Source organism: Mucilaginibacter gossypiicola (assembly GCF_900110105.1).
Lineage (GTDB): Bacteria > Bacteroidota > Bacteroidia > Sphingobacteriales > Sphingobacteriaceae > Mucilaginibacter > Mucilaginibacter gossypiicola.
Map to the genome: position 1 here is coordinate 317,052 of NZ_FOCL01000008.1, position 26,297 is coordinate 343,348.

22 protein-coding genes are annotated in these 26,297 nt (G+C 43.0%); 13 read left to right on the plus strand and 9 right to left on the minus strand.

Annotation, left to right across the window (positions count from 1 at the left end; all coding sequences use genetic code 11):
- Window positions 1–168: 168 nt before the first annotated feature.
- Together tnpA and BMX50_RS24755 are read right to left on the minus strand one after the other, a co-directional pair.
- Window positions 169–633 (minus strand): IS200/IS605 family transposase, encoded by a 465-nt coding sequence (gene tnpA / locus BMX50_RS24750; protein WP_091216022.1) that lies wholly within the window; start codon window positions 631–633, stop codon window positions 169–171.
- Window positions 634–697: 64 nt separating this feature from the next.
- Window positions 698–3,055 (minus strand): glycoside hydrolase family 31 protein, encoded by a 2,358-nt coding sequence (locus BMX50_RS24755; RefSeq protein ID WP_091216025.1) that lies wholly within the window; start codon window positions 3,053–3,055, stop codon window positions 698–700.
- A gap of 672 nt (window positions 3,056–3,727) precedes the next feature.
- Here BMX50_RS24755 and BMX50_RS24760 point away from each other — a divergent pair.
- The gene (locus BMX50_RS24760; protein WP_091216028.1) at window positions 3,728–4,114 is read left to right on the plus strand and encodes a hypothetical protein; all 387 of its coding nucleotides are present in this window, start codon (window positions 3,728–3,730) and stop codon (window positions 4,112–4,114) included.
- An 81-nt stretch (window positions 4,115–4,195) separates the two neighbouring features.
- Here BMX50_RS24760 and BMX50_RS24765 read toward each other — a convergent pair whose 3' ends face one another.
- Window positions 4,196–5,098 carry a nucleotidyltransferase family protein gene (locus BMX50_RS24765; protein ID WP_091216032.1) on the minus strand — a complete coding sequence of 301 codons (903 nt, stop codon included), beginning with the start codon at window positions 5,096–5,098 and terminating at the stop codon, window positions 4,196–4,198.
- A gap of 104 nt (window positions 5,099–5,202) precedes the next feature.
- Entirely contained in the window at window positions 5,203–6,318 is a 1,116-nt protein-coding gene (locus BMX50_RS24770; protein ID WP_090534250.1) for a M42 family metallopeptidase, read from the minus strand.
- A 312-nt stretch (window positions 6,319–6,630) separates the two neighbouring features.
- On the opposite strand from BMX50_RS24770, the gene BMX50_RS24775 reads away from it, so the two are divergent.
- On the plus strand, window positions 6,631–7,527 hold the full coding sequence (locus tag BMX50_RS24775) for a DUF6340 family protein (protein ID WP_143065256.1): 897 nt from the start codon (window positions 6,631–6,633) through the stop codon (window positions 7,525–7,527).
- Here BMX50_RS24775 and BMX50_RS24780 read toward each other — a convergent pair.
- Both BMX50_RS24780 and BMX50_RS24785 read right to left on the minus strand, forming a co-directional pair.
- Complete coding sequence (locus tag BMX50_RS24780; RefSeq protein WP_091216040.1) at window positions 7,502–7,936, minus strand: GNAT family N-acetyltransferase; 435 nt, start codon at window positions 7,934–7,936, stop codon at window positions 7,502–7,504. The two genes, BMX50_RS24775 and BMX50_RS24780, sit on opposite strands and share 26 nt — an antisense overlap.
- A gap of 333 nt (window positions 7,937–8,269) precedes the next feature.
- Window positions 8,270–9,811, minus strand: a complete 1,542-nt coding sequence (locus tag BMX50_RS24785) for an acyl-CoA carboxylase subunit beta (protein WP_244281096.1) — start codon at window positions 9,809–9,811, stop codon at window positions 8,270–8,272.
- A gap of 106 nt (window positions 9,812–9,917) precedes the next feature.
- On the opposite strand from BMX50_RS24785, the gene BMX50_RS24790 reads away from it, so the two are divergent.
- From BMX50_RS24790 to can (BMX50_RS24810), 5 genes are all read left to right on the plus strand, one after another.
- Entirely contained in the window at window positions 9,918–10,250 is a 333-nt protein-coding gene (locus BMX50_RS24790) for a hypothetical protein (RefSeq protein ID WP_091216044.1), read from the plus strand.
- 82 nt (window positions 10,251–10,332) lie between these two features.
- Window positions 10,333–11,937 (plus strand): SulP family inorganic anion transporter, encoded by a 1,605-nt coding sequence (locus BMX50_RS24795; protein ID WP_394332325.1) that lies wholly within the window; start codon window positions 10,333–10,335, stop codon window positions 11,935–11,937.
- Window positions 11,938–11,951: 14 nt separating this feature from the next.
- Window positions 11,952–12,668 (plus strand): carbonate dehydratase, encoded by a 717-nt coding sequence (gene can / locus BMX50_RS24800; protein ID WP_091216048.1) that lies wholly within the window; start codon window positions 11,952–11,954, stop codon window positions 12,666–12,668.
- Between the two features lie 616 nt (window positions 12,669–13,284).
- Window positions 13,285–14,034, plus strand: coding sequence for a YoaK family protein (locus BMX50_RS24805; protein WP_091216054.1), 750 nt, complete (start codon window positions 13,285–13,287; stop codon window positions 14,032–14,034).
- Window positions 14,035–14,054: 20 nt separating this feature from the next.
- Window positions 14,055–14,711: a carbonate dehydratase gene (can, locus tag BMX50_RS24810; RefSeq protein WP_091216057.1), complete on the plus strand. Its 657-nt coding sequence runs from the start codon at window positions 14,055–14,057 to the stop codon at window positions 14,709–14,711.
- A 267-nt stretch (window positions 14,712–14,978) separates the two neighbouring features.
- Here can (BMX50_RS24810) and pruA read toward each other — a convergent pair whose 3' ends face one another.
- The gene (pruA, locus tag BMX50_RS24815) at window positions 14,979–16,616 is read right to left on the minus strand and encodes an L-glutamate gamma-semialdehyde dehydrogenase (RefSeq protein WP_091216060.1); all 1,638 of its coding nucleotides are present in this window, start codon (window positions 16,614–16,616) and stop codon (window positions 14,979–14,981) included.
- Window positions 16,617–16,773: 157 nt separating this feature from the next.
- Between pruA and BMX50_RS24820 the strand changes: the two genes are divergently transcribed.
- From BMX50_RS24820 to BMX50_RS24830, 3 genes are all read left to right on the plus strand, one after another.
- A complete protein-coding gene (locus tag BMX50_RS24820; RefSeq protein ID WP_091216064.1) occupies window positions 16,774–17,706 on the plus strand; it encodes a DUF1444 domain-containing protein in 933 nt (310 codons plus the stop codon).
- Window positions 17,707–17,713: 7 nt separating this feature from the next.
- On the plus strand, window positions 17,714–18,097 hold the full coding sequence (locus tag BMX50_RS24825; protein ID WP_091216068.1) for a DUF1801 domain-containing protein: 384 nt from the start codon (window positions 17,714–17,716) through the stop codon (window positions 18,095–18,097).
- 116 nt (window positions 18,098–18,213) lie between these two features.
- Window positions 18,214–18,561: an MmcQ/YjbR family DNA-binding protein gene (locus BMX50_RS24830; protein WP_167668104.1), complete on the plus strand. Its 348-nt coding sequence runs from the start codon at window positions 18,214–18,216 to the stop codon at window positions 18,559–18,561.
- A 250-nt stretch (window positions 18,562–18,811) separates the two neighbouring features.
- On the opposite strand, the gene leuS is transcribed toward BMX50_RS24830, so the two are convergent.
- On the minus strand, window positions 18,812–21,616 hold the full coding sequence (gene leuS, locus BMX50_RS24835) for a leucine--tRNA ligase (RefSeq protein WP_091216076.1): 2,805 nt from the start codon (window positions 21,614–21,616) through the stop codon (window positions 18,812–18,814).
- Between the two features lie 695 nt (window positions 21,617–22,311).
- Here leuS and BMX50_RS24840 point away from each other — a divergent pair.
- From BMX50_RS24840 to dctA, 3 genes are all read left to right on the plus strand, one after another.
- Window positions 22,312–23,109: a hypothetical protein gene (locus BMX50_RS24840; RefSeq protein WP_091216080.1), complete on the plus strand. Its 798-nt coding sequence runs from the start codon at window positions 22,312–22,314 to the stop codon at window positions 23,107–23,109.
- Window positions 23,110–23,424: 315 nt separating this feature from the next.
- Window positions 23,425–24,204, plus strand: coding sequence for a hypothetical protein (locus BMX50_RS24845; RefSeq protein ID WP_091216084.1), 780 nt, complete (start codon window positions 23,425–23,427; stop codon window positions 24,202–24,204).
- 323 nt (window positions 24,205–24,527) lie between these two features.
- On the plus strand, window positions 24,528–25,754 hold the full coding sequence (gene dctA / locus BMX50_RS24850) for a C4-dicarboxylate transporter DctA (protein ID WP_091216088.1): 1,227 nt from the start codon (window positions 24,528–24,530) through the stop codon (window positions 25,752–25,754).
- Between the two features lie 231 nt (window positions 25,755–25,985).
- On the opposite strand, the gene BMX50_RS34780 is transcribed toward dctA, so the two are convergent.
- Window positions 25,986–26,297 (minus strand): hypothetical protein (locus tag BMX50_RS34780; RefSeq protein ID WP_208864790.1); only part of this gene is annotated, 312 nt, incomplete at its 5' end.

Below are 26,297 nucleotides of genomic sequence, written 5' to 3' on the forward strand. Positions count from 1 at the left end.
CATTTGCTATAAACACGGTACCCCTATGGGGTTTAATTGTAAGTATGCTCTTTTTGTTTCTAATCGGTCTAAGGACTCCGGTAGGAGTCACGTGTTTATAGCATAACCAAGTAACAGCTTTCCGGCTCCGTAGGTGCCTCGTGTTCACAGCTTTTTATCACGAATACGTTATTGTTCAATAAAATCAAATAAATACCTCTCTTCGAACGGAACTTCAAATTTTTCCAACAACGTTATATATTCTTGCTTAAATGTCTTTTTCTGATGATGGATTTCCTGGTTTTGAATATATTTTATCACCGAGTTGATATGTGATTGCGAATAGGAGAAAACTCCATACCCTTCCTGCCATTGAAATCTACCTTTTATCCAATTTTTGCTATTAATAAATTCGTTGCTTTGCACCTTAATTTCCTTTACAAAATCGGAGATTAATATGGTGGGTTTGAATCCGACAAAAATGTGTATATGATCAGGCATGCAATTTACAGCAAGCAATTTTGCACCTCGGGCTTGAATTAATGAGGTGATATATTTATGCAATTCTTCTTTATTATTGCCTGATATAAGATTATACCTGTCTTTAACTGCGAAAACAAATTGAAGGTAAATCTGCGAAAAGGTATTGGCCATTATTTGATGATACTTAACCGAATGTAATTAGTATCACAAGAATTTCAAAATGACCAATGACGATTTATAATTTCACCTGAATCTCCCTATTGTCATTCACAATGACCTCATCGTTCAATTTTATCCCCTCAAACCCATGCAAAACAAGTTTCAACTGCACAAACCGCGATTTAAATGCCCCTTCAACCACCGATAAACTGATGCTTTTATTTACAGGATCAAAACGGATCACACGTTTATAATAAACACCCTGCTCATAATCATATGACACACCATCATCTTCATAATAAACAAAGCTATTAGCCTCGCTGCCATTCCAAATATGGATTTGCAATATCCCATCGCCTTTATCATTGGTACTTTGAACAACACTTTGCATAGGGATAATGCTGCCGGCCTTTACAAATACAGGCAGATCTGTTAATGGCGCCGGCACGTTGACAATCTGTTCACCCTCATAAAGCTGATCGCTGCTTAACCGGTACCAGGATCCTTTAGGCAGGTAAATATCTTCATTAAGTTTAGTGCTTTCAACCGGTACAACCAGCATAGCATCGCCAAACATAAACTCATTTTGAAAACGCTTGTCGAAAATGTTTTCATCTGCCGTGTGCTCAATAGCCAATGTACGACTTACCGGTAAACCTGTTTGGGTTGATTGATAAAAGCTGCTGTACAAATAGGGCAGGAGTTTATAACGTTGCTCTATATCTTTTTTGATGATCTGCTCATTATCTTCACCCCATTCCCATGGCTCGCGCATTTTGCTGCCCTGTATGGCATGATTGCGGAACATTGGGATATAAGTACCCAGTGAATTCCACCGTACCATCAGCTCGGGCGTAGGGTTGCCGCTGAAGCCACCGATATCAACGCCAACAAAGGCCATACCTGTAAGGCCAAGGCTATTCACTAACCGGTGCCCTAACAGCATGTGGGCATCGGTAGCGGTATTATCGCCCGTCCACACAGCCGAATAACGTTGTGTGCCCGAGTAAGCGGCACGGGTAAGTACAAACGGTCGTTTATTGCCCAGGATCTTCCTGGTGCCTTCATAAGTGGCCCGGGCCATTTGCATACCGTAAGCATTACGTACCTCTGGCATAAACTTATCACCAAATTTTACTATCCAGGGGATATTTTGTCCCCATGCGGCGGGCTCATTCATGTCGTTCCAAAAACCTTCAACACCAGGATTGGTAAGAGCCTTAAACGCTGCGCCCCACCATTCGCGCACATCCTCCCTGAAAAAATCGGGAAAGTGGCAGCGGCCGGGCCATACATAGCCGGTATAATTTTCTCCATCGGGATATTTGGCAAAATAATCCCGTTCAATGCCTTCATCATATTCTTTGTAACCTTCTTCCACCTTAATGCCTGGATCAACAATAGTAACCAGCTTGAAGTTCATCGCCTTAAGTTTACCCAGCAGTTGTTTGGGTTTGGGGAAGGTTTTTTTGTTCCAGGTGAAGATCTTGAAATCGTCCATGTAGTCGATATCGCAATACATCACATCGGAAGGGATTTGCTTTTTGCGAAACGTTTGGGCGATGTTCAATACTTCATCGGCACTCATATAGCTCCAGCGGCATTGCTGGTAGCCAAGGCTCCAGAGGGGCGGCATTTCCATACGACCGGTGAGCCAGGTATAGTCTTCAATGATTTTAGCAACTCCCTGCGCCCCGAAAAAATAATAATTCAGGTCGCCGCCATCAGCGCCGAACCAGCTTGTTTCCTCATCTGTAGATGCGCCGAAGTCGAAATAACTTTTATGGGTATTGTCGAGAAACAGGCCGTAGGTTAACCCGCTGTGCAGACCTATAAAAAAGGGAAAGGTTTTATATAAAGGATCAGATTCGGGTGTATAGTTAGGCGCATCGGTATTCCAGTTTACATAGGCTGCACCGCGCCTGTCAAGGTTACCGGTTTTTTCTCCTAAGCCGATAAACCTTTCTCCTTCAAATAAGCGGCGGAAGCAGGTTACCCGTTCGCCCTGCCAGTTGGTGCCAAATCGGCTGTCGTCCTCGCTCAGTGAGATACCATCTGTAGTAAAGAAGTTGAACCGTAGCGGTGATTTCTGGATGCTGAGCTTTAAGGCAGATGTGATAATATCAATATTGGCTGATGACTCGTCAAAGTCAAAATCGGCCAATGGCTGCCTGATCACCGCGAAGGATGTGTCATCAGGATTAAAATTTTTGCTGATGTTAACCCGGATAATAGTTGGACTATAGATATAAACCCTTGCTTCGGCTTCGGCAGTTTTGATTGTTAAAGCACCATCCTGTTGTTTAAAGCCTTGTACGTTGCCTGCTATTTCTAAATTCATGCCTGTGATGTATCCGGAATGGATAGGATACTTAAAGGCAACGTTGTTTGGTTTGGTTGGTTTTGTTAAATGTGGATTTTGAAAACGTTGCATTTATTTTTATCGACTCGCGCTCGTTTGTAATCTGTCGTGCATCCATATCTTTTAATTATATGATGAATTAAAAGAAGATGTCATTTCGACGAACCCGGTTGGGGGAATGTGCGGATGTGGTGAGGAGAAATCTTATACATCCAACTCTAAACTATGTAAAGCGGCTCTACAGGGCGTATAAGATTTCTCTTTCGCTCCCATGCTTAGGCCTCCTCTGCTCTATCGAAATGACAATTTTTTATTTAAAACTTATGGTTACGCGCTCGTTTGTAACGAGTGCGTAACCTGGGTTTGCGTTTATAACGCAACTGGCGATGCAATCGCTACACCATATTAAGCGCTCGTTACAAACGAGCGCAAGATTAAAGGGGCGGTATTAAAAGGCTGTTGATTCTTTAAATATAACTTTCAAAACGTTGCACGAAATTTTCTATTCCACCCTCAAAAACGACAAACCCGCCTTCCTGCCCGATCAACGCCCCGGAATTTTCGACCAACTTGTAAAATATTGATAATTAATAGGTTTTAAGCGTTTGCCGAGTGCTTTTTGGCATTGGTCTATATTTATAAAGCGCTGGTATAACACTTTTTAGCAGTTAAAATTAATGTTGTTCATTTGATCATTGAAAATAACAAACACAAAATATTAACAATACTTAAAAGCTCAAAATCATGAAAACTTCAATAAAATTATCAGCATTATTCTTCTTATTAACCGCAGGTGTATTTGCTACCACAGCAGCTAAAGCAGCCGATGTAACCCCGAAAGCAAAAGATGTTGTATTCTTCCGCGCACTTGATCACGACCGCGGTGTTAAATTGACCCTTGCAAAATCAGACAACGGCCGTTCATTTGTACGCGTTTACAGCAAACAAAATGAGCTTTTGCTTAAAGATGTGGTATCAACTAAAACAGATGTTGAAAGAGGCTACGTTTTAACTAACCTTGAAGACGGTGATTACATCATGGAAGTTAAAACAAACAACCAGGTGGTTAAGAAAACCTTACACGTTTACGAAGAAAACAATCAAAAAACATTCTTTATTTATCAGGACTAATTTTTAATTAAACATATATAAATAAAAAGCTCCCGTTCGGTTATACCGGCGGGAGCTTTGCTTTTTAAACTCGTTAGCTATTTAGTCCCAAAGCTTTTCAGGATAAACACCATTAGCTACCAGTTCAGATATGCTTTTTTGAACGATAGGCTTATCTTCTTTATAAGTAACACCAAACCACTTTGAGCCAGTTGGGATCACTTTAAATGCAGCAGTACCATCTTTGATCAGTTTATCTGCGGCAAGCGGGATAAAGAATTCGGCTTTAGGGTTGTTTTCGTTAGCAGCAACAAAGTCAACAAACATTTGCTCGCTTTGTTTAAAGATAGCCGGAGTAAAGCCCCAGAAGTTCATTGATACACGGGTATCGTTAGGAAGCGCATATTCGCCTGTAGCATCTTTGTATGCCACGCTGCCGTCTTCTTTAAAATAAACTTCAGTACGTTCGTTAATTTCAACCATGTTACCGTTATCGTCCACTTTACATACGCCGCGCGATACAGAGCCGTAATCAGATAAAGTCCGGTCAATCTGGTAACCGATCAGTGAATACAGGTCGTCTTTAACTTCGGTAGTTAAAAATTTAGCCATTTTTTCAAATGCATCATAACCATAGTAATCATCAGCATTGATCACGCAAAAAGGCTCGTTTACCTGGTTGCGTGCAGCAAGCACTGCATGAGCTGTTCCCCATGGTTTAGCGCGCTCAATTTCTTTATCAATACCGAATTGCTTAAGATCATAGCTCTGGAAAACATAATCTGTTTCAACACGGCCAGCCAGTTTAGGCTCAAAAATGGCTTTAAAGCTATCAACAAACTCTTCGCGGATGATAAATGTAACTTTACCAAAGCCGGCTTTTATAGCGTCATAGATCGAATAGTCAATAATTGTTTCACCGTTGGGGCCAAAGCCGTCAACTTGTTTCATGCTACCATAGCGGCTGGCCATTCCTGCGGCCAGTATCAGTAAGGTTGGTTTCATAGATAAATGAGGGGGTTATTTAAAAAGAGTGATTTTTAATACTTAACTAAATTTTTATGTATGAATGAATTTTTGCTTTTATTGTTTTGCAAATTTCATTTTTGTTATTTGATATACCTGAAATCCTGGCCGGCCTGTATATTTAAAAGCGATTCATATATCAAACGGATCACGTTGTCAACATCCTCTTTGTGGATCATCTCCACAGTGGTATGCATATAACGTAATGGTAACGAGATCAATGCCGATGGTACGCCATCATTGGAGTAAGCAAAAGCATCTGTATCGGTACCGGTTGAACGTGATGATGCCTGGCGCTGGAACGGGATCCCTGCCTTTTGAGCACTTTCAATAAGCAGCTTATTCAGGTTATTTTGAACTGCAGGAGCGTACGATACAACCGGACCTTTACCGCAGGCCAGATCGCCCTGGGTAATTTTGTTGATCATTGGCGTTTGCGTATCATGTGTTACGTCGGTAACAATAGCCACGTTGGGTTTTATTTTATGGGCTATCATTTCGGCACCGCGTAAACCTATTTCTTCCTGCACTGCATTAACTATATACAGGCCGAAAGGTAGCTTTACATTATTCTCTTTGAGCAAACGGGCTACCTCAGCAATCATGAAGCCGCCGGCACGGTTATCAAGCGCGCGGCCAACATAATAACGGTCGTTAAGCACCATAAACTCATCCTCGTAAGTAATAACACAACCTACGTGGATACCCAGTTTTTCAACTTCTTCTTTTGAGGTGCAGCCACAATCTAAAAAGATATTTTTAAGGGTAGGGGCCTCTTCCTTATCGCCGCCCAGGCGGGTGTGGATAGCGGGCCAGCCGAAAACAGCTTTAACAACGCCATTATCGGTATGGATATTAACACGTTTTGAAGGCGCTATCTGGTGATCTGAACCGCCGTTGCGGATAACATATATTAAACCATCGTTGGTGATATAGTTCACAAACCATGAAATTTCATCGGCGTGGGCCTCGATAACCACTTTGTAATCTGCCTTGGGGTTGATGATGCCAACTGCAGTGCCATAGTTATCAACATAATGGGTGTCAATATAAGGCTTCAGATATTCCAGCCATAGCTCCTGGCCTTTCCATTCAAAACCGGTAGGCGACGGGTTATTGATATATTTTTCGAAAAACGCGAGTGAAGTTTCGTTTACAACGGAGGTATGCTGCGGAGCGTCAGATTTCTTTTTAGCCATATTTACATTAAACCTAATTAAATAATGCTGCAAATTTCAACAGCTTAATTGGTAGCTAAAATAACAATTTCATATTAATTAAAGTGTTTTTTTATTAAAATGTTCGATAAGGACTATTAATAAATTAGATTTTAACAATCTGATATAATATTCTTAACGTGAGTTAACAAAATTTGCCGTACCGTTAAACGTTGTTGCAAATATTTAGTCACAATAAAGGCTCTTGTTTGTTTTGATACAAAAATGACCGGCTATTTCATAATGCTTTCATGCTTATGTTATACCTTTCCGCGATATTTAATTTTTACTGAAGTGAAACTATTAAGGCTTACTTGTATCTTATTTGCCGCATGTTTTTTAGCAGCATGCAGCGTTCCTCAATATGTAAATGTACCGGTTGATTATGCTCCGAAACTAAATTTTAGCCGGGCCAGAACAACCATAGTGGTGATTAACCATTATATGCCCGACTCAACCCGTAACCGGGGCAAACGCGTATTGGCTACATTTAAAGCTGCCGCCTATACCGCTATCAACAATGCCGCCATCCAGCTTCATGCATTGCCAGGGGTAAAAGTGGTACAATTGGTTGATTCGGTAAATTTTACGGCCAATGCCGATTCGGTTAAGTTTTTGGCAAAAAAATATAAAGCTGCATATGTGCTTGCCTTTGAAGATTTTAAGGGTGAAACCAAATGGAAGCAGGATAACTATAACGGTGTGCCTTCCGTTTATCGCGCAACAGTGATCAATACCAGTTTTACCCTTTACGAAGCAAACGGCATTTATTCGAAAAAGTTAAATGGCGAAGCCGAGATCTACGATACCAATCCATACGCCAGTGCGTCGAGCTTGCTTACCCATGGTGGCCCTTTATTTGATGCTATGCGCAACTCGGCATTGGACGCTCTGAAGGACTATCTGCCCTACACCGATTATCATGACAGGCCCTTGTATGCCAATGGCGATCAGCTAAGCAGTTCGGTAGAACTGATCAAAGCCGGAAAGTTTGATCAGGCTTTCAAGGTACTTAATCCGCTTATTGATGGACCCGACCTGAAGCTTGCCAGTCGTGCGGCCTACAACCTTGCCGTAGTATACGAAGCCCAGGGCGATATTGATGCTGCCCTTGATGTGGCTAAAATATCAAACCAAAAACAACCCAATGATTTTGCTAAAGCCATTATTGTTGATTTGATGAAAGAATAAGTTGTTTTTCGAGGATCTCGTAATCGAAGCCGTTTTTTGAAAAGAAATTACCGGTATGGTTAAAGCCAGCCTTAAGGTAAAAGTTTATGGCTGATAACCTTGCATTACACCACAGACGGGTACCACCATTTGTAATGACAAAATCAGTGATATGCTGTAATACCGTGCGACCTATCCCCATGTTTTGCATGGTATCATCAACAGCAAATTTTCGAAACTGCCAGTCGTTATCCTTTTTAAAAAGGGATATTACCGCTATGATATTATTATCATTAAACGCAGCAAAATGATACCCATGATTATCCTCCTCCATCTCCATTTCATAAAGCTTGCTTTCGGGATATAGTATACGTTGCCTTAACCGCCACGTAAGCTCGGGGCGGATTTGTTCGATGGAGATATTTGTCATTTCGGATTTCGGATGTTCGATTTCGGAATTAGAAGTGCAAAGGTAAACAAATCTGACTTTTCAATTTGGATTTGGTGCTGAAAGTCCAATCAGGTCTTATGCGGAAGGCACAAGTAATCCCGGCACCGACAGCCGCACAATACTTGCGCCAGTAAACGGAATAGAACTTATAAAGGTCAAATGCTATTAAAAAGACGTCACTGCGAGGAACGAAGCAATCGCGAACTATACAGGCGGACCTGCTAATCGGGGATTGCCACGCTCCGCTCGCAATGACGCTTTTGGGTATTACCTTTCGCCTTTTACCTTTTACCTTTCGCCTTTCACCTCAAATCAAAGCGGAATATTCCCGTGTTTTTTCCTTGGGTTATTTACCACTTTATTCTCCAGCATTTTAAATGCGGCGATCAGCTTAATGCGGGTTTCAGCGGGTTCAATAACTTCGTCGATAAAGCCGCGCTCAGCAGCACGATAGGGGTTGGCAAAGGTATCTGAATACAGCTGCTCCATCTCCAGCCATTTGGCTTCATGGTCTTCGGCCTTGCTGATCTCGCGTTTAAAAATGATTTCGGCTGCACCTTTGGCACCCATCACCGCAATTTCGGCCGATGGCCAGGCAAAGTTCATGTCGGCACCGATATGTTTAGAGTTCATTACATCATAAGCACCGCCATAGGCCTTGCGGGTAATTACCGTAACCCGCGGAACGGTAGCCTCGCAAAAAGCATACAACAGTTTGGCGCCGTTGGTAATAATGGCATTCCATTCCTGGTCGGTGCCGGGCAAAAAGCCGGGAACATCCTCAAATACCAGCAGCGGGATATTGAAACAGTCGCAAAACCGCACAAAGCGTGCTGCCTTGGTTGATGAATGAATGTCAAGCACACCGGCCAAAAAAGCAGGCTGATTGGCAACAATACCAATGCTGCGCCCTGCCAGGCGCGCAAAGCCAACCACTATATTTTCGGCAAAATCTTTATGCACTTCTAAAAAAGAACTCTTGTCGATGATATGATCAATAACCTCACGGATATCATAAGGAGTAGAAGCAACTGAAGGTAACAGTGTATTAAGCTCAGGCCTGAGCTCGTCGCCAATTTCATACGGAACGGCAGGGGCCTTATCTTCACAATTCTGAGGCATGTAGCTTAACAGGCTTTTGATATGCTGAATGGCGGCTATTTCATTAGCGCAGGCAAAATGTGTAACGCCCGATTTACTGGCGTGAGTGTTGGCTCCTCCAAGCTCCTCGGATGTTACCACCTCATGCGTTACGGTTTTTACAACATTAGGTCCGGTAACAAACATGTACGAGGTATGCTCAACCATCAAAATAAAATCGGTAATGGCGGGCGAATAAACAGCGCCGCCTGCACACGGGCCCATAATGGCCGAGATTTGCGGGATAACGCCCGAGGCCATAGTATTACGATAAAAAATATCGGCATAGCCGCCGAGGGATACTACGCCTTCCTGGATACGTGCACCGCCCGAATCATTAAGGCCGATAAGGGGAGCCCCGTTTTTAAGGGCGAGGTCCATGATCTTGCAGATCTTTTCGGCATGGGTTTCGGAAAGTGAGCCGCCGAATACCGTAAAATCCTGCGAAAATACATAGGTGAGCCGCCCATTTATGGTGCCGTAACCTGTAACAACACCGTCGCCGGGATATTTTTCTTTCTCCATGCCAAAATCAATGGAGCGGTGGGTAACCAGCATCCCTATTTCCTGGAATGAGCCTTCATCCAATAAGAAATGTAATCGCTCACGGGCCGTTAATTTTCCTTTTTTATGCTGACTTTCAATACGTAACGGGCCTCCGCCCTGCATGGCTTCATGACGTTTAAGCCTTAACAGATCAAGCTTTTTATCCACAATTCAGGTTGTTAGTAATTGCTTAAAAATAGTAATTATATTGTAAGAATAGCTTTTAGTCACTTATTCTGATAGTTTGATAACGGATTTTTATATATTTGTGTTGATGAAGATCAGGAATAATAAAATATGGGTAGTGGCGCTGTTCATGACCGTCTTTGCAATAAAGATGGGCATTTCGCTTGCTCCCCTGTTTTCATATCTTGATAATAAAACGGTAAGTGCGGTGATCCTCCAGCTGGAGCAGGAAAGCAAAACTGAAAAGGAAAGCCCCGAGAAAGACCTCATGAAGGAGAAAAAAACCTTCGATGAGTATGACCTGCACACCATCAGCTTCATCACATTCATTACCGAAAGCAAGGTTCTCCATAACCAGGAAAATGCTTTATACAAACAGGTATATCATCCTGTAGTACCCACACCGCCGCCCAACGTTTAAAATGAATTTAACCGGATACTTCCCTATCCGGATAGCAATGCTTTTTAATTCATTTTAACAATCTTACTCAATTTTCATTCTTATGCAAATCAAGCAAGGTGAGTCTGCTATGGGCAATCTCAACCTGAAAAAATATTTTTTGTCCAAAAACTTAAAAAGGGACATTCCTTCAAGTATCGTTGTATTCCTGGTGGCTTTGCCGCTGTGTTTAGGCATAGCACTGGCCTCAGGCGCACCGCTTTTTGCCGGTGTATTAACCGGTATTATCGGCGGGATAGTGGTAGGTACGCTTAGCGGTTCACAACTGAGCGTGGCCGGCCCTGCGGCAGGTTTAACAGTAATTGTACTTAACGGAATCACTTCATTAGGTGCTTATGAAACCTTTTTGATGGCCCTGGTGCTTGCCGGCGCTTTCCAGATTATACTGGGGATAATTAAAGCTGGTACTATAGCCAACTACTTCCCATCATCGGTTATTGAAGGGATGCTGGCGGCAATTGGCATCATTTTAATCATGAAGCAATTTCCGCACGCAGTTGGCTATGATGCCGATTTTGAAGGTGATGAAGGTTTTAAGCAGATTGACGAACACAATACTTTTTCGGGTATAACGCGGGCTTTTGCCCGGATAAACTACGGTGCGGTGATCATAAGTATCGTCTCCCTGGCTTTTATGATCTACTGGCCTAAGTTTAAAAAGCTGGCTATAGTTCCGGCCCCGTTATTGGTGGTATTGGCCGGTATCGGGCTAAGCCTTGCGTTTTCCGGAACAGGCCTTGCCTTGCTTGATAAGCAGTTTGTACGTATTCCGCTGGTGAACAGCAGTGCTGAGTTTTTCGCGCTGTTTAAATCGCCGGATTTTGGGCAGATAGGTAACAAGCAGGTTTGGATAACGGCTGCCACTATTGCCATTGTGGCCAGTCTGGAAACACTGCTGAGCCTTGAAGCTGTAGATAAAATAGATCCTATCAAACGCATATCGCCAACCAACCGCGAACTACTTGCTCAAGGTGCGGGCAATATAGTAAGCGGTATGCTTGGCGGCTTACCTATGACTGCGGTTATCGTGCGTTCATCGGCAAACGTAAATGCCGGCGCACGTACCAAAATGAGCGCTATCATACATGGTATATTTTTATTGGTTGCATTATTGGCGATACCGTCCTTGATTAACCATATCCCGCTGTCGTGTTTGGCAGCGATCCTGCTCATGACTGGGTATAAACTGGCTCGTATAAGCCTTTTCAAGCACATGTGGCATCAGGGCTTGAGCCAGTTTATCCCTTTCGTGGTTACCATTGTAGCCGTTGTTATGACCGATTTGCTTATCGGTGTAGGCATAGGTATGCTGGTAGGGATCTTTTATATTTTGCGTACTAACCTGCGTAACCCTTATTTCTATCATCTGGAAAAAAACGGCGGCAAAAAAGTTATCAGAATCAAGCTTGCCGAGGAAGTATCCTTCCTGAACAAGGCTGCCATACAGGTAACGCTTACCAGCTTACCGCAAGGGGCCGAAGTAGTGATCGACGGATCGGGCTCAAGATATATTGATCCGGATGTACTGGAGATCATCCATAATTACAAGCACAATGCCTATACAAAAGGCATTATTGTGCAACTGAACGAAGTAAAGGAGAAGTATGATGTACCTCCTTTAAAAGAAATGGTTTATAACCCTAACTAAAAAATCGAAAAACAATGTCAACACAAGAAAATACAAACGGTAAAGCCGTTATAGATATCAACAACATTAAACTGGCTCAGGCAAACAGCTATAACACGTTAATTGAAAACAATGCCGCCTGGGTTGAGCGTAAACTGGCCGAAGACAGCGAATTTTTCACCAACCTGGCCAAAGGCCAAAGCCCTGAAGTGCTTTGGATAGGCTGCTCAGACAGCCGCGTGCCTGCCAACGAAGTAACCGGTACCAAACCCGGCGAAGTGTTTGTACACCGCAATATTGCTAACGTATGCGTACACTCTGACATGAACATGCTGAGCGTGCTTGATTACGCTGTAAACGTACTTAAAGTAAAGCACGTTATTGTTGCCGGTCACTATGGTTGCGGAGGTGTTGCTGCAGCCATGAGCAATAAGCAGTTTGGTTTAATTGATAACTGGCTGCGCCACATTAAAGATGTTTACCGTTTACATGCCAAAGAGCTTGACGCTATTGCTGACGAAGCAGACCGCGTTAAGCGCCTGGTTGAACTGAATGTGAGCGAGCAGGTTTATAACCTGTGCAAAACCACCATTATTCAAAACGCGTGGAAAGAACGTCATGACCTTGAAGTGCATGGTTGGGTAATTGACCTGGCCAGTGGCCTGGTTAAAGACCAACAGGTTACGAGCAGCAGCCCACATAATTTAGGCTATGTGTACGAGTTTGCTACTGAAGAGGTGGCTGCACACTAAAATATAATTTGATCAGTGCTTCCGACGCTGTAAGGGGCGAAGGGAGGTTTGATTGTTAAGTTGATCCCGGCTCTTAGGAAGTGGCCGGGATTTTTTTGTGCCAGCACCCCACCCTGGAAGGGTTTAAAAAGCGGGAACTTGTGCGATTCCCCTCTTGAGAGGGGCGGAGGGGTGTGTTTAGCAATGCAGTTATTGGATAGCGGACGAAACACACCCCTGCCGTCGCTCTTTCCTCCGGTGCCCCCTCTCAAGAGAGTAATAGCCCATGAAAAGACATAAGTAAGGAACAACCGCCGTATCGACTCACCTCGACATCGCTACGCTTGTCACCCCTCTCTACGCAAGCGTAAAGAGGGGCCTCCTTCTCATTTTTTCTTTACCCTCTTTCCGCCAAAGGCGAAGAGAGGGTGGTCCAGCGTAGCGCAGACCGGGTGAGTCAACTATGCGCCACACCACTCTGATTTAACTGTCTAATCATGGGCTATTACTCTCTGAAGAGGGGATATGAAAATTATTCCCATTCTGTTTAAAGTATTATCCGTTGTATCAAACAAGCAAGCATAAACGCGGTTAAGTTTTTGTAATTTTAACAGAAACCTCTGCCGCGAAAATATCTATGCTTAAAGCCGTAAAAGAACAACGTACGCTAAAAGAAAACCTGATGCTGGCCTCATCGACTGCATTTGTAGCCGGGGTTACCAACGTAGCGGGGATGCTGGCTTTTCTGGCTTTTACATCTAACATAACCGGGCATGTAGCTAATTTGGCCAAGCATATTGTTGAGCAGAATTACCACCAGATGATCATCTTTTTAGTGTGGCTGATGATGTTCTTCGCCGGGGCATTTGTATCCAGCTTTATAGTGCGGTCATTTGAGGAAAAGAGCCGGTGGCGGGCAAACTCTACCCCCATGATAATAGAAGCTATTATTTTGCTGGCTGTTGCCGTTTACGGCCATAATTTTTACCAGGAAACCCAACTGGAACGCGAAATAGTGATCAGCGCTATTTTATTTTCGATGGGGCTGCAGAACAGTCTGGTATCCAATATCTCGGGCGGGTTGATCAAATCGAGCCACTTAACCGGTTTATTTACCGACCTGGGCAGTGAGGTGGCCGAATGGTTCCATCCGCGTACCAAAAACACCGAGGCAGCAGGCAATAAAATACTGATAAGGTGCACCGTGCTTGGCTTTTATTTATTTGGCGGACTGGCCGGCGGTTATTTCTTTAACCTGTATGAGTTTGCCATTTTTTACTTTATTCCACTCATTTTGCTCACCATAATGTATTATGACGTTTCGCCGCTTGCTTTGCATAAACTAAGCCGTATGTTTGCACCGGGCAAACGCCAAACCGCATCTTAAAACATCAATCTTAAAAAATTATGAGTTCTCAAATTCATGACACCAGTCACATCACCTACGAAGGTTTACTGGAAGGAAACAAAAAGTTTATTGAAGGCGCTTTAGCCGAAGATCCAGAATACTTTGATAAGCTGGCTAATGGTCAAAAACCACCGGTACTATGGATTGGCTGTGCCGATAGTCGCGTACCTGCCAACCAGATCACCAATACCGCCCCGGGCGAGATCTTTGTGCACCGCAACATTGCCAACATGGTTATCCACTCGGATATGAACATGCTGAGCGTGCTTGACTACGCGGTAAACGTACTAAAAGTAAAACATGTGATTGTAACCGGTCACTACGGTTGTGGCGGTGTTAATGCCGCTATGGGTAACAATCAATTCGGCCTGATTGATAACTGGCTGCGCCACATTAAAGACGTTTACCGTTTACATGCCGATGAGCTTGACGCCATTACCGATGAAACTGAGCGCAGCAACCGCCTGGTTGAGTTAAACGTGATCGAGAACGTAAACAACCTTTGCAAAACATCCATAGTACAAAACGCCTGGAAAAACGGCCAGGACCTTTCTGTACATGGCTGGGTTTACAGCTTAAGCACTGGTGTTATCAACGATATGAAAGTAAGCACATCCAGCAATGAAAAGATGGATGCTGTGTTTAAATTTAAGTAAGAGAGTCAGGAAGTCAAGATTCAAGAGCCAAGAAGAAAGAAGTCAAGAATCAAGAAGCCAAGATTCAGGAATCAAGATAGAAGGACTAAATAAAAGAATATACACAAAACGTCATTGCGAGGTACGAAGCAATCCCAAACTATACAGATCGGCTCTGTAAATCGGGGATTGCTTCGTACCTCGCAATGACGTTTCTTTTTAATCTTTTGTCATCTATTCAAAGAAGCTAATTCTTGCTTCCTGAATCTTGACTTCCTGATTCTAATTCTAAACTTCCTTAGCCAAAAAAGGATACCTGTAATCTTTTGGCGGATCAAAGGTTTCTTTGATGGTGCGTGGCGATACCCAACGCAATAGATTGATCATTGAACCGGCTTTATCGTTAGTGCCTGATCCTCTTGCACCGCCAAACGGCTGCTGACCAACTACTGCGCCTGTAGGTTTATCATTGATATAGAAGTTACCTGCCGCGTTACGTAAACGGGTAGTAGCTTTTTCAATAGCATACCTGTCCTGAGAAATAATAGAGCCTGTAAGCGCGTAGATTGATGTTTTATCTACAATATCAAGGATCTCATCAAATTTATCGTCTTCGTAAACGTAAACCGTAAGTACCGGGCCAAAAAGCTCCTCGCACATGGTCACGTAATACGGGTCTTTAACTTTCAGTACTGTTGGCTCAATGAACCAGCCCTGGCTTTTGTCATAACCACCGCCGGCAACAATTTCAACTCCTTCGTCGGCTTTGGCAGCATCGATGTATTTTGCCAGTTTATCAAACGATACTTCGGTGATCACTGCGTTCACAAAATTCTCAAAATCTTCTACCGGACCGATTTTAAACGAGGTAATATCACGCTGCATGTTTGCTTTTACCGCAGGCCATAATGACGCCGGGATATAAGCTCTTGAAGCAGCCGAACATTTTTGTCCCTGGTATTCAAATGCGCCGCGAACAAGGGCTGTACTTACTACTTCAGCATTGGCGCTTGGGTGGGCAAGCACAAAGTCCTTACCGCCGGTTTCGCCTACAATGCGTGGGTAGGTTTTGTATTTATGGATATTGGTACCAATTGTTTGCCAGATGTTCTGGAATACCTTGGTTGAACCTGTAAAGTGGATGCCGGCAAAATCAGGATGGTTAAAGATCACCTCGCCTGCAACCGGGCCATCAACATAAATCAAGTTGATAACACCATCAGGTACGCCGGCTTCTTTGAAGATCTTCATGATCACGTTAGCGGCATAGATCTGCGGGTAAGCAGGTTTCCAAACCACAACGTTGCCCATCATGGCTGCTGATGCGGGCAGGTTACCGGCAATAGCAGTAAAGTTGAACGGAGTAAGTGCAAACACAAAACCCTCCAACGGACGTTGCTCCACACGGTTCCAAACACCTTTGCCTGATACAGGTGGCTGTTGTTTATAGATCTCGGTCATATACTCTACGTTGAAACGCAGAAAATCGACCAACTCGCAAGCCGAATCGATCTCGGCCTGGTAAGCATTTTTTGACTGGCCAAGCATGGTGGCTGCGTTGATCTCGGCGCGGTACGGTCCGGCAACAAGTTCGGCAGCTTTCAGGAATATGGCGGCACGCTGTTCCCAGGCCAGGTTTTCCCAGTCGGCTTTAGCTGCAAGGGCAGCATCAATAGCGGCGGTAACATGGCTTGCATCGCCCTCGCTGAAGGTAGCCAGTAAATGTTTATGATCATGCGGCGGACGGATTTCCAACTTGGTGTTGGTACGTACTTCTTTGCCGCCAATATACATAGGTATGTCGATTTGTTGGGCACGGCCAGCTTCAAGAGCCGCCTTAAGCGCCACACGCTCCAAACTCCGCGGACCGTAATTTAAAACGGGCTCATTCACTGGTGCCGGAACATTAAAAAATCCTTTAAGCATAGATGGGTAATTTATGTTGCCGCAAAGATAGGGATTTTGCAGGTGAAGGTTGGGTAGGGGAATGTCAAAATAATGGTGGGGAAAATCCCATAGCTGTAGTTAATTTGTTTGTGGATGAAAAAAAGTTCGGCATCTTTAACATAAAATCCTAAACGCTATGTTTTCATTTTTTAAACGCCAAAAAGATACTATTGTAGTTCCCAAATGGGCTTCGTTTTTTAGTGAAGCTGAATACCGTGATTTTATCAAGGCAATTGATAAGTTCTTTTACAAAAAGAACATCAGTTACGAGATAGGAGATGATGCCTCGATAAAGGTAGGGCCTAATGATTTTGGATTGAATATATTGGGCTTAACAAACGTTTCACAATTATGCAGGCAGGACGAGAGACGAAACTACTATGAATTAATTTCCGGCCATTTTGATGCTATGATAAGGGCTAATCAATTTGATAAGGATTTTAATAAGATTATTGATGATTACGAAACGATAGAGAAATATCTTGCTACCCGCATTTACCCTTTAGACTACTTGGAATACGGAGGTGAAGAAAATAAGATTTATAGCATGATTGCAGGTGAAATAGCTCAGGTATTAGTATTTGACTTGCCTGATGCAATTAAAACAATAACACCTGAGCGGGCGGCAAAATGGAATAAAACCTATGATGAGCTATTTGAAAAAGGAATTGAAAATGTAAGGAAGAAATATCCATGCAGTATTTCGAGGGAAAAAATAGGCGAATTTGAAGTCTTACTTGCACAGGGCGATCATTTTTTTGCACCGAATATTATATTTGATCTGGACAAACAACATCTCGTTGGCAATTGGGGAGCGATTATCGGGGTACCTCACCGGCATGCCGCAATTATATATCCAATTGAAACATTAGCGGTTGTTAACGCTGTTACTTCGATTGTCCCCATAGTTGATAATATGAGTAAACAGGGGCCTGGAACAGTCAACAATAATTTAATCTGGTATAAAGATGGAGTTTTTGAACAACTGAGGTATAAAATAGAGGGTAATAATATCGAGATCTATCCATCGGAAAAGTTTTTGGAAGTACTGAACAATATGGCTGAATGATAAGGTTATGCAGCTCACCCCAATAGATCACTTCTACCTCACCAAGGAGGAGCCCAACAAAAGCTGCCTTCTTGCCCTGCGCGATATTATCCTGGCACAAGATACTGATATCACCGCCGAGTGGAAATACAATATGCCTTTCTTTTATTACAAGGGTAAGATGTTTTGCTACCTGTGGATCCATAAAAAAACGCAACATCCATTTTTAGGCATGGTTGAGGGGAAACACCTGCATCATCCCAATTTAACATTTGAAGATCGTGCGCGGATCAAGATCATGGTTTTTAACCCTGAAGAAGATTTGCCTGTTGATACTATCCGGTTTATTTTGAATGAGGCTCTTGACCTGTATAAATCCGGTTTGATAAAATTGCCAAAGAAGAAGCGATAAATTTTTATGTAGAGACGCATAATTGCGTCTCCGATTATGCAAGACCGTAAACAGTTAATTACCTTGCATTCGGGAGACGCAGTTATGCATCTCTACGGTATTTATAGAAGATGACCATGACCATCGAAACCCTTCAATCCATTTGCCACAAGCTACCCGGCGTAGCCGAAGAAATTAAACTGGGCGAACACCTGTGCTTTAATGTTGGCGGTAAATCATTCCTGTTTACCTACCCTGACGGTGTGCCGCCTTCGGCATCGTTCAAAGTACCTGCCGAGGATTTTGAAGAGATCATCTCCAAAGAAGGGCTGGAACCACAGCCCTACATTGCCCGGTACAAATGGGTGCTGGCGCGTGATATCAGCAGTTTAAGTGAAAAGGAATGGGAGCATTACATCAGGCAATCGTACAGGCTTATTGCTGATAAGCTGCCCGGGAAGATAAAGAAGGAATTGGGTTTGTAAAACAATAAATAAACAGCTTGTCATTTCAGACAGGGCAGAGATGGACATGTGCGTTGGGGCGAAAGAGAAATCTTATACGCCGTGCAAATCCTGTAAGCATGGTGGTTTATCCTGGCGTATAAGATTTCTCACTCGTTCCTCGTTTCGAAATGACATTTTTTTGTTTTAGGTTTAACAAAAAGCCCCGGTTTTGCAACGCAAGACCGGGGCTGGAAATTCTAAAAGTACCCCCTTTAGGGGGCGGAGGGGGCTAAACCACCATATTCACAATCCGGCCTTTAACTACAATTACCTTTTTAGGTGTTTTGCCGTCGAGGTATTTTTGTACATCGGGGCTGGCTAAAACGGCAGCTTCTATTTCTTTCACATCAAGACTTAAGGAGATGCTCAGGTTCATTTTCATTTTACCGTTGATAGAGATCGGGTAAGCAAACTCATCCTCTACCAAATACTCGGCGTTAAATTTAGGGAATGGTGCATATGATAAAGTACCATCGGCATTGCCCAGTAACGACCATAGCTCCTCGCAAATATGCGGTGCGTATGATGAAAGGATGATCACCATATCCTGCAATATAGCGCGGTTATTACATTTCAGATCTGTTAACTCATTCACAGCGATCATAAAGCTGGAAACTGAAGTGTTAAACGAGAAACGTTCGATATCTTCCTCAACCTTTTTAATGATCTTGTGCAGCGATTTCAATTCGGCTTTTGACGGAGCGGCATCGCTTACACCAAATTCCCAGGCATCATTGTGGAATAACCTCCAGAATTTACGCAGAAATTTGAATACACCTTCGATACCATTGGTATTCCATGGCTTGCTCTGCTCCAGCGGGCCTAAGAACATTTCGTACATGCGCAGGGTATCGGCACCGAAACGGGTTGCTATATCATCAGGATTAACAACGTTGTAATACCTTTTCGACATTTTTTCAACCTCAACGCCACAAATGTATTTGCCGCCCTCGAGAATAAATTCGGCGTCGGCAAATTCAGGTCGCCATTGTTTAAACTTCGCAATGTTTAGTACTTCGTTTTCAACAATATTAACATCAACATGTATCGGCGTAGTTTTATATTCTTTGATCAATCCGTGCGATACATAGGTGTTGGTGCCACGGCCTTCCTCATCAATCAGCCTGTAAACAAAATTACTGCGGCCCTGGATCATACCCTGGTTAATCAGTTTTTTGAATGGCTCTTCTTCAACCACCAGGTCAAGATCTTTCAAAAACTTATTCCAGAAACGGCTGTACAACAAGTGACCGGTTGCATGTTCGCTGCCGCCAATGTAAAGGTCGACGTCTTTCCAATATTCAATAGCCTCACGCGATGCAAATTCTTTATCGTTTTTTGCATCCATATAGCGGTACCAGTACCAGCTTGAGCCAGCCCAGCCGGGCATGGTGCTCAACTCGTAAGCTAAATCGCCTTCATATTTCCAATCCTCGGCACGGCCCAACGGTGGTTCGCCGGTTTCGGTAGGGAGGTATTTATCAATCTCAGGTAGTAACAACGGCAGGTGGCTTTCGTCAATTAAATATGGCAAGCCATCTTTAAAGTAAACCGGCACCGGTTCGCCCCAGTAACGCTGACGGCCGAAAATGGCATCACGCATCCTGAAGTTTACTTTGGCTTTACCGGCGTTGATCTCTTCCAGTTTGGCAACCACTGTAGCTGTTGCTTCCTTGTACGCCAAACCGTTGATAAAGTCAGAATTGACGTAGGTGCCTTCTTTGGTTGGATCGGCCTCGGTTTCTATATTCTGAATATCGAGGATCTGCACTATCGGCAAATTAAAATGCTTTGCAAACAGGAAATCGCGCTGATCGCCCGATGGTACGGCCATAACCGCCCCGGTTCCGTAACCGGCCAATACATAGTCTGCAATCCAGATTGGGATTTGCTGACCGTTTAGTGGGTTAAGTACATAGCTGCCTGTAAATGCACCGGATACAGTTTTGGCATCTGCCATCCTGTCAAGCTCAGATTTCTTTTTGGTTTGAGCAATGTAAGCTTCAATATCGGCTTTTTGTTCCGGGGTGGTAAGTGAAGCCACCAGCTCATGCTCTGGTGCAATCACTAAAAAGGTAACACCGAAAATGGTATCAACACGTGTGGTAAAAACCTCAATAAATTCGGTATCCAAAGCGGCGTTATGACCTGATTTATCTATTGGGAATTTAACGCTCGCACCGGTACTTTTGCCTATCCAGTTCCTTTGCATTTCTTTCAAAGGCTCGGGCCAGTCAATAGCGTCAAGGCCTTGCAACAACCTTTCGGCATAGGCAGTGATGCGCATGCTCCACTGGGTCATTTTCTTTTGTTCAACGGGGTAACCACCGCGCTCGCTGAAGCCGTCTTTTACCTCGTCATTTGCCAATACGGTACCAAGGGCCGGGCACCAGTTTACGGTGCTTTCGCGCAGGTAGGTAAGGCGGTATTTTAACAGTTCGTCCTGCTGTTGCTGGTTGCTGAATGCTTTCCATTCATCGGCAGTAAAACTTAATATTTCATCATCGCAAACGGCATTGATACCGGCAGAGCCTTTGGTTTCAAAATGTGCAACCAGTTGATCAATTGACTGGGCCTTGTCGGCATCTTTATTATACCAGCTGTTAAACAATTGCATAAAGATCCACTGGGTCCATTTATAATAATCGGGCGAGCTGGTACGTACCTCGCGGCTCCAATCGAACGAAAAACCTATCTGATCAAGCTGGCGACGATATGTAGCAATATTATCTTCGGTAGTAATAGCAGGGTGCTGACCGGTTTGAATGGCGTATTGCTCGGCCGGTAAGCCAAAGCTATCGTAGCCCATAGGGTGCAACACGTTAAAGCCTTTTAAACGTTTGTAGCGTGCAAAAATATCTGAAGCGATATAGCCCAGCGGGTGCCCAACATGCAGACCTGCTCCGGATGGGTAAGGGAACATATCCAGCACATAATACTTGGGTTTACTGCTTTTATCTTCGGCTTTGAAGGTTTGGTTTTGTGCCCAAAACTGCTGCCATTTTTGCTCTATCTCTTTAAATTGGTAGTCCATTTGATTTTTTACGCGTATGAGGTTGCGAAATTAAGCATTTCCCTATTAGTTTAGTAGTTATTAGTGGATTAGTTAGGGAATTGTATACAAAATAACTCAGGTTTAAGTTGATTTCTTGAGAGCATAGCCGCAGACAACAGGGCAAAAGATTTTAAAAATCCCCTATGGAGACTATCTTGTGGACGCATCTTTAAAGAATTGTCATTTCGATAGAGTAGCAGCGGATTGAGTGTGGAGCGAAAGAGAAATCTTCTACGTCAGGCTCTACAACTATACCTGTAAAAGCAGGGCGTATAAGACTTTTCGCTATCGCTCAAGAGATAGTTTCTCCTAACCACGCCCGCACATTCCCAAACAGGTTCGTCGGAAATGAAATTCGGTTTTATTTATGGATATTCATTGACAAGATGTGTAAACACACCCCTCTTTCAAGAGGGGAATTGCACTTGCCCCGCTTTTAGTTCCTTAAGTTGACAGCGTTGCTCCCAAGAAGGAAAATAGCATAATCTAAGTTTTCTCAACACCCGCCACTATAACAAAGTCAATAGGAGCTTTTAATCTTGGCTAACCTTTTGCATGCCTGGCCCGTACAAATGGACACGAATAACATTATAACCATCTACCGTTAAAAACTTCAAAACTTCTTTAATTATTTGATAACAAGTTAAATTTGCGGGCGATTTAAAATCCTAAACATGAAACACAATTACAAAATTATAGCATTGCTGCTTACCGGCATTGCTGCCATTTACACCTCTTGCCATAAACTTGATATGGCACCTAATAAAAGTACGGTAAGTAAAAAAGATGCGAGCGTACAGATAGCACAAAGCCTTGTTGGTATTTTTAACCCCGAAAACGGAGGGTTTGATTTTAAGAATGGTTTAAGTATGCCAACCGATCTTTCGCTGAACAAAAAAGGTAAAATCAAAGTTCAATCAGTTGATCCTAAACCGGAGTGCGGCGCTAAAAAAGATACTACGATATCGTTAAATTTAGATCAAAGCGATACTTCCAAACTTGATATTTGGGCTAAGGTTAAATATGAGCTTACCTGTACCAATGGCATACCTTCGGGCGTTACGGCTAATGATAGCTTAAACATGACCATGGTAGGCGGCGATTTTTCAATGATTTTAAAGATGGGCGAAAACCTGACTTTAAGAAGCCTTAATCCAGGTGTTGAACATGCTAAATATTCATTTGATGGCCCTGTAAACTATTATGCTAAAGTTGGTTACACTAAACCTACCGCAGACCAGCCAAACGTTGAGGGTACTTTTAATTATAATTTTAAATCAATTGTAGTTGACCCAACAAAGGATCCGGATTTTATTTTAAGCGGAGGAGCTACTTTTTCGAGTAAAGGAAGTATCGGAAAAAACACCTGGAATTATAAAGGAACAATTATGTTTTTAGGTGGTCACAAAGCTAAGATCACTATTGATGGTACTGCTTATACTGCCGATTTGATGACCGGCGAGGTAAATTAGTCCGGATTTTTTTAAAAAAAGCCCTGCTCCATAACCCGGACGCAGGGCTTTTTACGTTTTGAATTTTTAATAATCAACGTCTTTTGCCGGGGAATATTTTCTACAAACATTTCTCGAAATGGGGAAAGTCTGCTGTGGAAATATCTTGTTTTGTATTCCTATCAGGAATATAAATTGATGAATGTGTTTATTTGAAATAAAAAAATCTATCAAAATCACAGATCAGGTTTTTTTTGGCGAATTATTTCACCAATGGTATGCTTGTTGCCAAGTATCATAAAAAGAGATCTAAACTTTAATCTGATAACCACGTTTATGAAACTAAATCTACGCAGTATATTACCTTTATTAGCAGGTGTAGCTGTTCTTTACTCGGCCTGTACAAAAACAGGGGTCAATTCAAAATCCGATTCATCAACTACAAAAGTAAGCGATAATGTAGCAAGCTCTGCAATTGCAGATAACCTTGCAAAATCATTAGCGGGTTCATTTGGCGGCGCCAGCGTTAACGACGGTGTTACCCCATCAACTAATGCTACATCATCAAAGCTTAAAGTACAAAGCACTTACAGCTGCGGCTTTTATGTTGATACCAGCCTCAATGTTGTATTTAACCAGGGCGATACCCTGAAAGCAACCAAAACTGGCGGTACTAAATACTACTTTGTGTGCGATGGCAATAAAACTGTTGGTTATGATTCGGTTGATTCGTTAAACACTGTGGGCAGCGGTCCGGGTTATTCATTTGTTTACAACATTGTGCAGAAATATAAAGTTAGAGGCTTAAATACCAATAACTCAAATTTCTCGCTTGATGGCCCAATGAAAGCTTATATCGATAACGAGTACACTAAATACAAAACATTTAGCAGGGTACATAATACTTACACGTTTACTAACCTGTACGTACACGGTGATGATAATTTTGATATCACCAGTGGTACAGCTACTTTCCGTTCGGAAGGAAAAACAAACGGCGGTGGCTGGGATTACAGCGGCACTATTGTTTTCCTGGGCAACCACAAAGCTAAGCTGACTTTCCTTAACAAGATATTCTTAATTGACCTGATAACCGGCACTGCAACACCAGCTTAATCACAATCTTTCAATCAATTAATTATGCCCTGTGCCGGTTTCCGGTACGGGGCTTTTTTGTGCGTCCATAATAACTTACTATATTGTGGACAAAAGCTTTGTTCTTTTTAGAGCATAGTCATCAATTTAAACATGAAATAGGTCCCCTCTTGAGAGGGGGCGCGCAGGAAAGGAGCGATAGCAGGGGTGTGTTTATGCGATTAACTTAGCAAAGCAGAAACACACCCCTCCACCCCTCTCAAGAGGGGAATCGCACTGTCCCACGCTTTTCATGGTTTTTAAATTAGACGGCGATGGTCTGATTAAGGGCATCTATCAAAACCATGAAACGCCTCTTATCAAACCTAACTTTCCAGGTACTTATTGCTATTGCCCTTGGGGTAGTGGCAGGCTTATACGTTAAAGGATTTGCCCCCACTGCCGAGCTCATTAGCAAAACATTCATCAGCCTCATCACCATGCTGATTGCGCCTATCATTTTTTTAACTATTGTGCTGGGCATTGCAGGCATGAGCGATATGAAAAAGGTAGGTAGGGTAGGTGGCAAGGCGTTGCTCTATTTTGAGATCGTGACCACATTCGCACTCATCATTGGGGTTACTGTTGCTAATATCATTAAGCCCGGTGCCGGCTTTGAAAACCATGCTGCTAAAATGGATACCAGCAAGCTGGCCGTTTATGAAAAAGCCGCGGCCGAGATGCATTGGGGTGATTTTATTGCCCATATTGTTCCCTCAAATATGTTTAAAGCTTTTGCTGAAGGCGATATTTTACAGATCCTGTTTTTTGCGATATTGTTTGGTTTCGGCCTAAGCCGGATGGGTAAAAGCGGCGAAGCGGTTATTGTGCTGTTTGATAAGCTTTCGAAAGTGTTTTTTAACATCATGAAAATAGTGATGAAGGTTGCGCCAATAGGGGCTTTTGCGGGGATGGCTTTTACGGTGAGTAAATACGGCATCCAAACATTGAAGCCGCTGGCCCTGCTGATGGGCTCGGTTTACCTGACCATGTTCCTGTTCATTTTTGTGATATTGAATATCATTTGCAGGCTGTTCAAATTCAGTCTTTGGGAATACCTGAAATACATCAGGCAGGAGATATTGATTGTGTTGGGTACGTCCTCGTCCGAATCAGCATTGCCAGCTATGATGGAGAAGATGGAAAAGTTTGGCTGCTCCAAATCAGTAGTGGGTTTGGTGATCCCTACAGGGTATTCTTTTAATCTGGATGGCACTACCATTTACCTTTCTATGTGCGTGATATTTTTAGCCCAGGTGTTTAATATCCCGCTTTCATTAGGGCAGGAGTTAACTATCATTGGCATACTGATGATTACCTCCAAAGGTGCAGCAGGCGTAACCGGCAGCGGGTTTATTGTGCTTACCAGTACGCTTACAGCCATTAAAATTATCCCGGTAGAAGGTTTGGCGATATTAATAGGTGTGGATAGGTTTATGTCGGAAGCGCGGGCTATAACCAATGTAATAGGCAATGGCGTGGCTACTATTGTGATTGCTAAGAGTGAGAGGGAGTTTAGGCCACAGGAGTGATTTCGGATTTGGGATTTTCGATTTCGGATTTTTTTATTGGGATTACACTGATTGATTTTTGATTTCGCCGATTTTGTCTGAACCTGAATTTATAGGATTTGCTGGATTATGGGATTCTTATCGATCGGAACAGAAAATCCCGTAAATCCAAAGAATCCTCCCAAATCCCGGTTCAGGCAGAAAGCATTAGGGATGGTAGCGGATACCGGCCAATGTCATTAAGTTAAGGAACTATATAGCTCTTTTGTAATTGGTTAAGGTTTTGTATTTGCCAGACCTTCGTTTGAGCTTTTTCACTCTTGGCAGTTTTCTGTTTGGCCTTACTGGTTCAATATATTGAGCAAAGAGGTTTTGTAATTGGATTAATATTTTTTCGGGATCTTTAAAAAGTAAAAGGCCTATGACCCTGTTCTTCATAATGCCAATAGCGGTGTTTTTATTTATTTGATAATCGTATTTGCGCTTAGAAACTTCATGATGGATTTTCTCCTGGGCTGGTTTGCTAATGATTTCCTGTAAGTTGGATAAGAAAACTGTTGCATG

Coding starts and splice junctions, on each gene's coding strand:
- tnpA (WP_091216022.1), bottom strand. CDS start 633: ATGGCCAATACCTTTTCGCAGATTTACCTTCAATTTGTTTTCGCAGTT.
- BMX50_RS24755 (WP_091216025.1), bottom strand. CDS start 3,055: ATGCAACGTTTTCAAAATCCACATTTAACAAAACCAACCAAACCAAAC.
- BMX50_RS24760 (WP_091216028.1), top strand. CDS start 3,728: ATGAAAACTTCAATAAAATTATCAGCATTATTCTTCTTATTAACCGCA.
- BMX50_RS24765 (WP_091216032.1), bottom strand. CDS start 5,098: ATGAAACCAACCTTACTGATACTGGCCGCAGGAATGGCCAGCCGCTAT.
- BMX50_RS24770 (WP_090534250.1), bottom strand. CDS start 6,318: ATGGCTAAAAAGAAATCTGACGCTCCGCAGCATACCTCCGTTGTAAAC.
- BMX50_RS24780 (WP_091216040.1), bottom strand. CDS start 7,936: ATGACAAATATCTCCATCGAACAAATCCGCCCCGAGCTTACGTGGCGG.
- BMX50_RS24790 (WP_091216044.1), top strand. CDS start 9,918: ATGAAGATCAGGAATAATAAAATATGGGTAGTGGCGCTGTTCATGACC.
- BMX50_RS24795 (WP_394332325.1), top strand. CDS start 10,333: ATGCAAATCAAGCAAGGTGAGTCTGCTATGGGCAATCTCAACCTGAAA.
- can (WP_091216048.1), top strand. CDS start 11,952: ATGTCAACACAAGAAAATACAAACGGTAAAGCCGTTATAGATATCAAC.
- BMX50_RS24805 (WP_091216054.1), top strand. CDS start 13,285: ATGCTTAAAGCCGTAAAAGAACAACGTACGCTAAAAGAAAACCTGATG.
- can (WP_091216057.1), top strand. CDS start 14,055: ATGAGTTCTCAAATTCATGACACCAGTCACATCACCTACGAAGGTTTA.
- pruA (WP_091216060.1), bottom strand. CDS start 16,616: ATGCTTAAAGGATTTTTTAATGTTCCGGCACCAGTGAATGAGCCCGTT.
- BMX50_RS24820 (WP_091216064.1), top strand. CDS start 16,774: ATGTTTTCATTTTTTAAACGCCAAAAAGATACTATTGTAGTTCCCAAA.
- BMX50_RS24825 (WP_091216068.1), top strand. CDS start 17,714: ATGCAGCTCACCCCAATAGATCACTTCTACCTCACCAAGGAGGAGCCC.
- BMX50_RS24830 (WP_167668104.1), top strand. CDS start 18,214: ATGACCATCGAAACCCTTCAATCCATTTGCCACAAGCTACCCGGCGTA.
- leuS (WP_091216076.1), bottom strand. CDS start 21,616: ATGGACTACCAATTTAAAGAGATAGAGCAAAAATGGCAGCAGTTTTGG.
- BMX50_RS24840 (WP_091216080.1), top strand. CDS start 22,312: ATGAAACACAATTACAAAATTATAGCATTGCTGCTTACCGGCATTGCT.
- BMX50_RS24845 (WP_091216084.1), top strand. CDS start 23,425: ATGAAACTAAATCTACGCAGTATATTACCTTTATTAGCAGGTGTAGCT.
- dctA (WP_091216088.1), top strand. CDS start 24,528: ATGAAACGCCTCTTATCAAACCTAACTTTCCAGGTACTTATTGCTATT.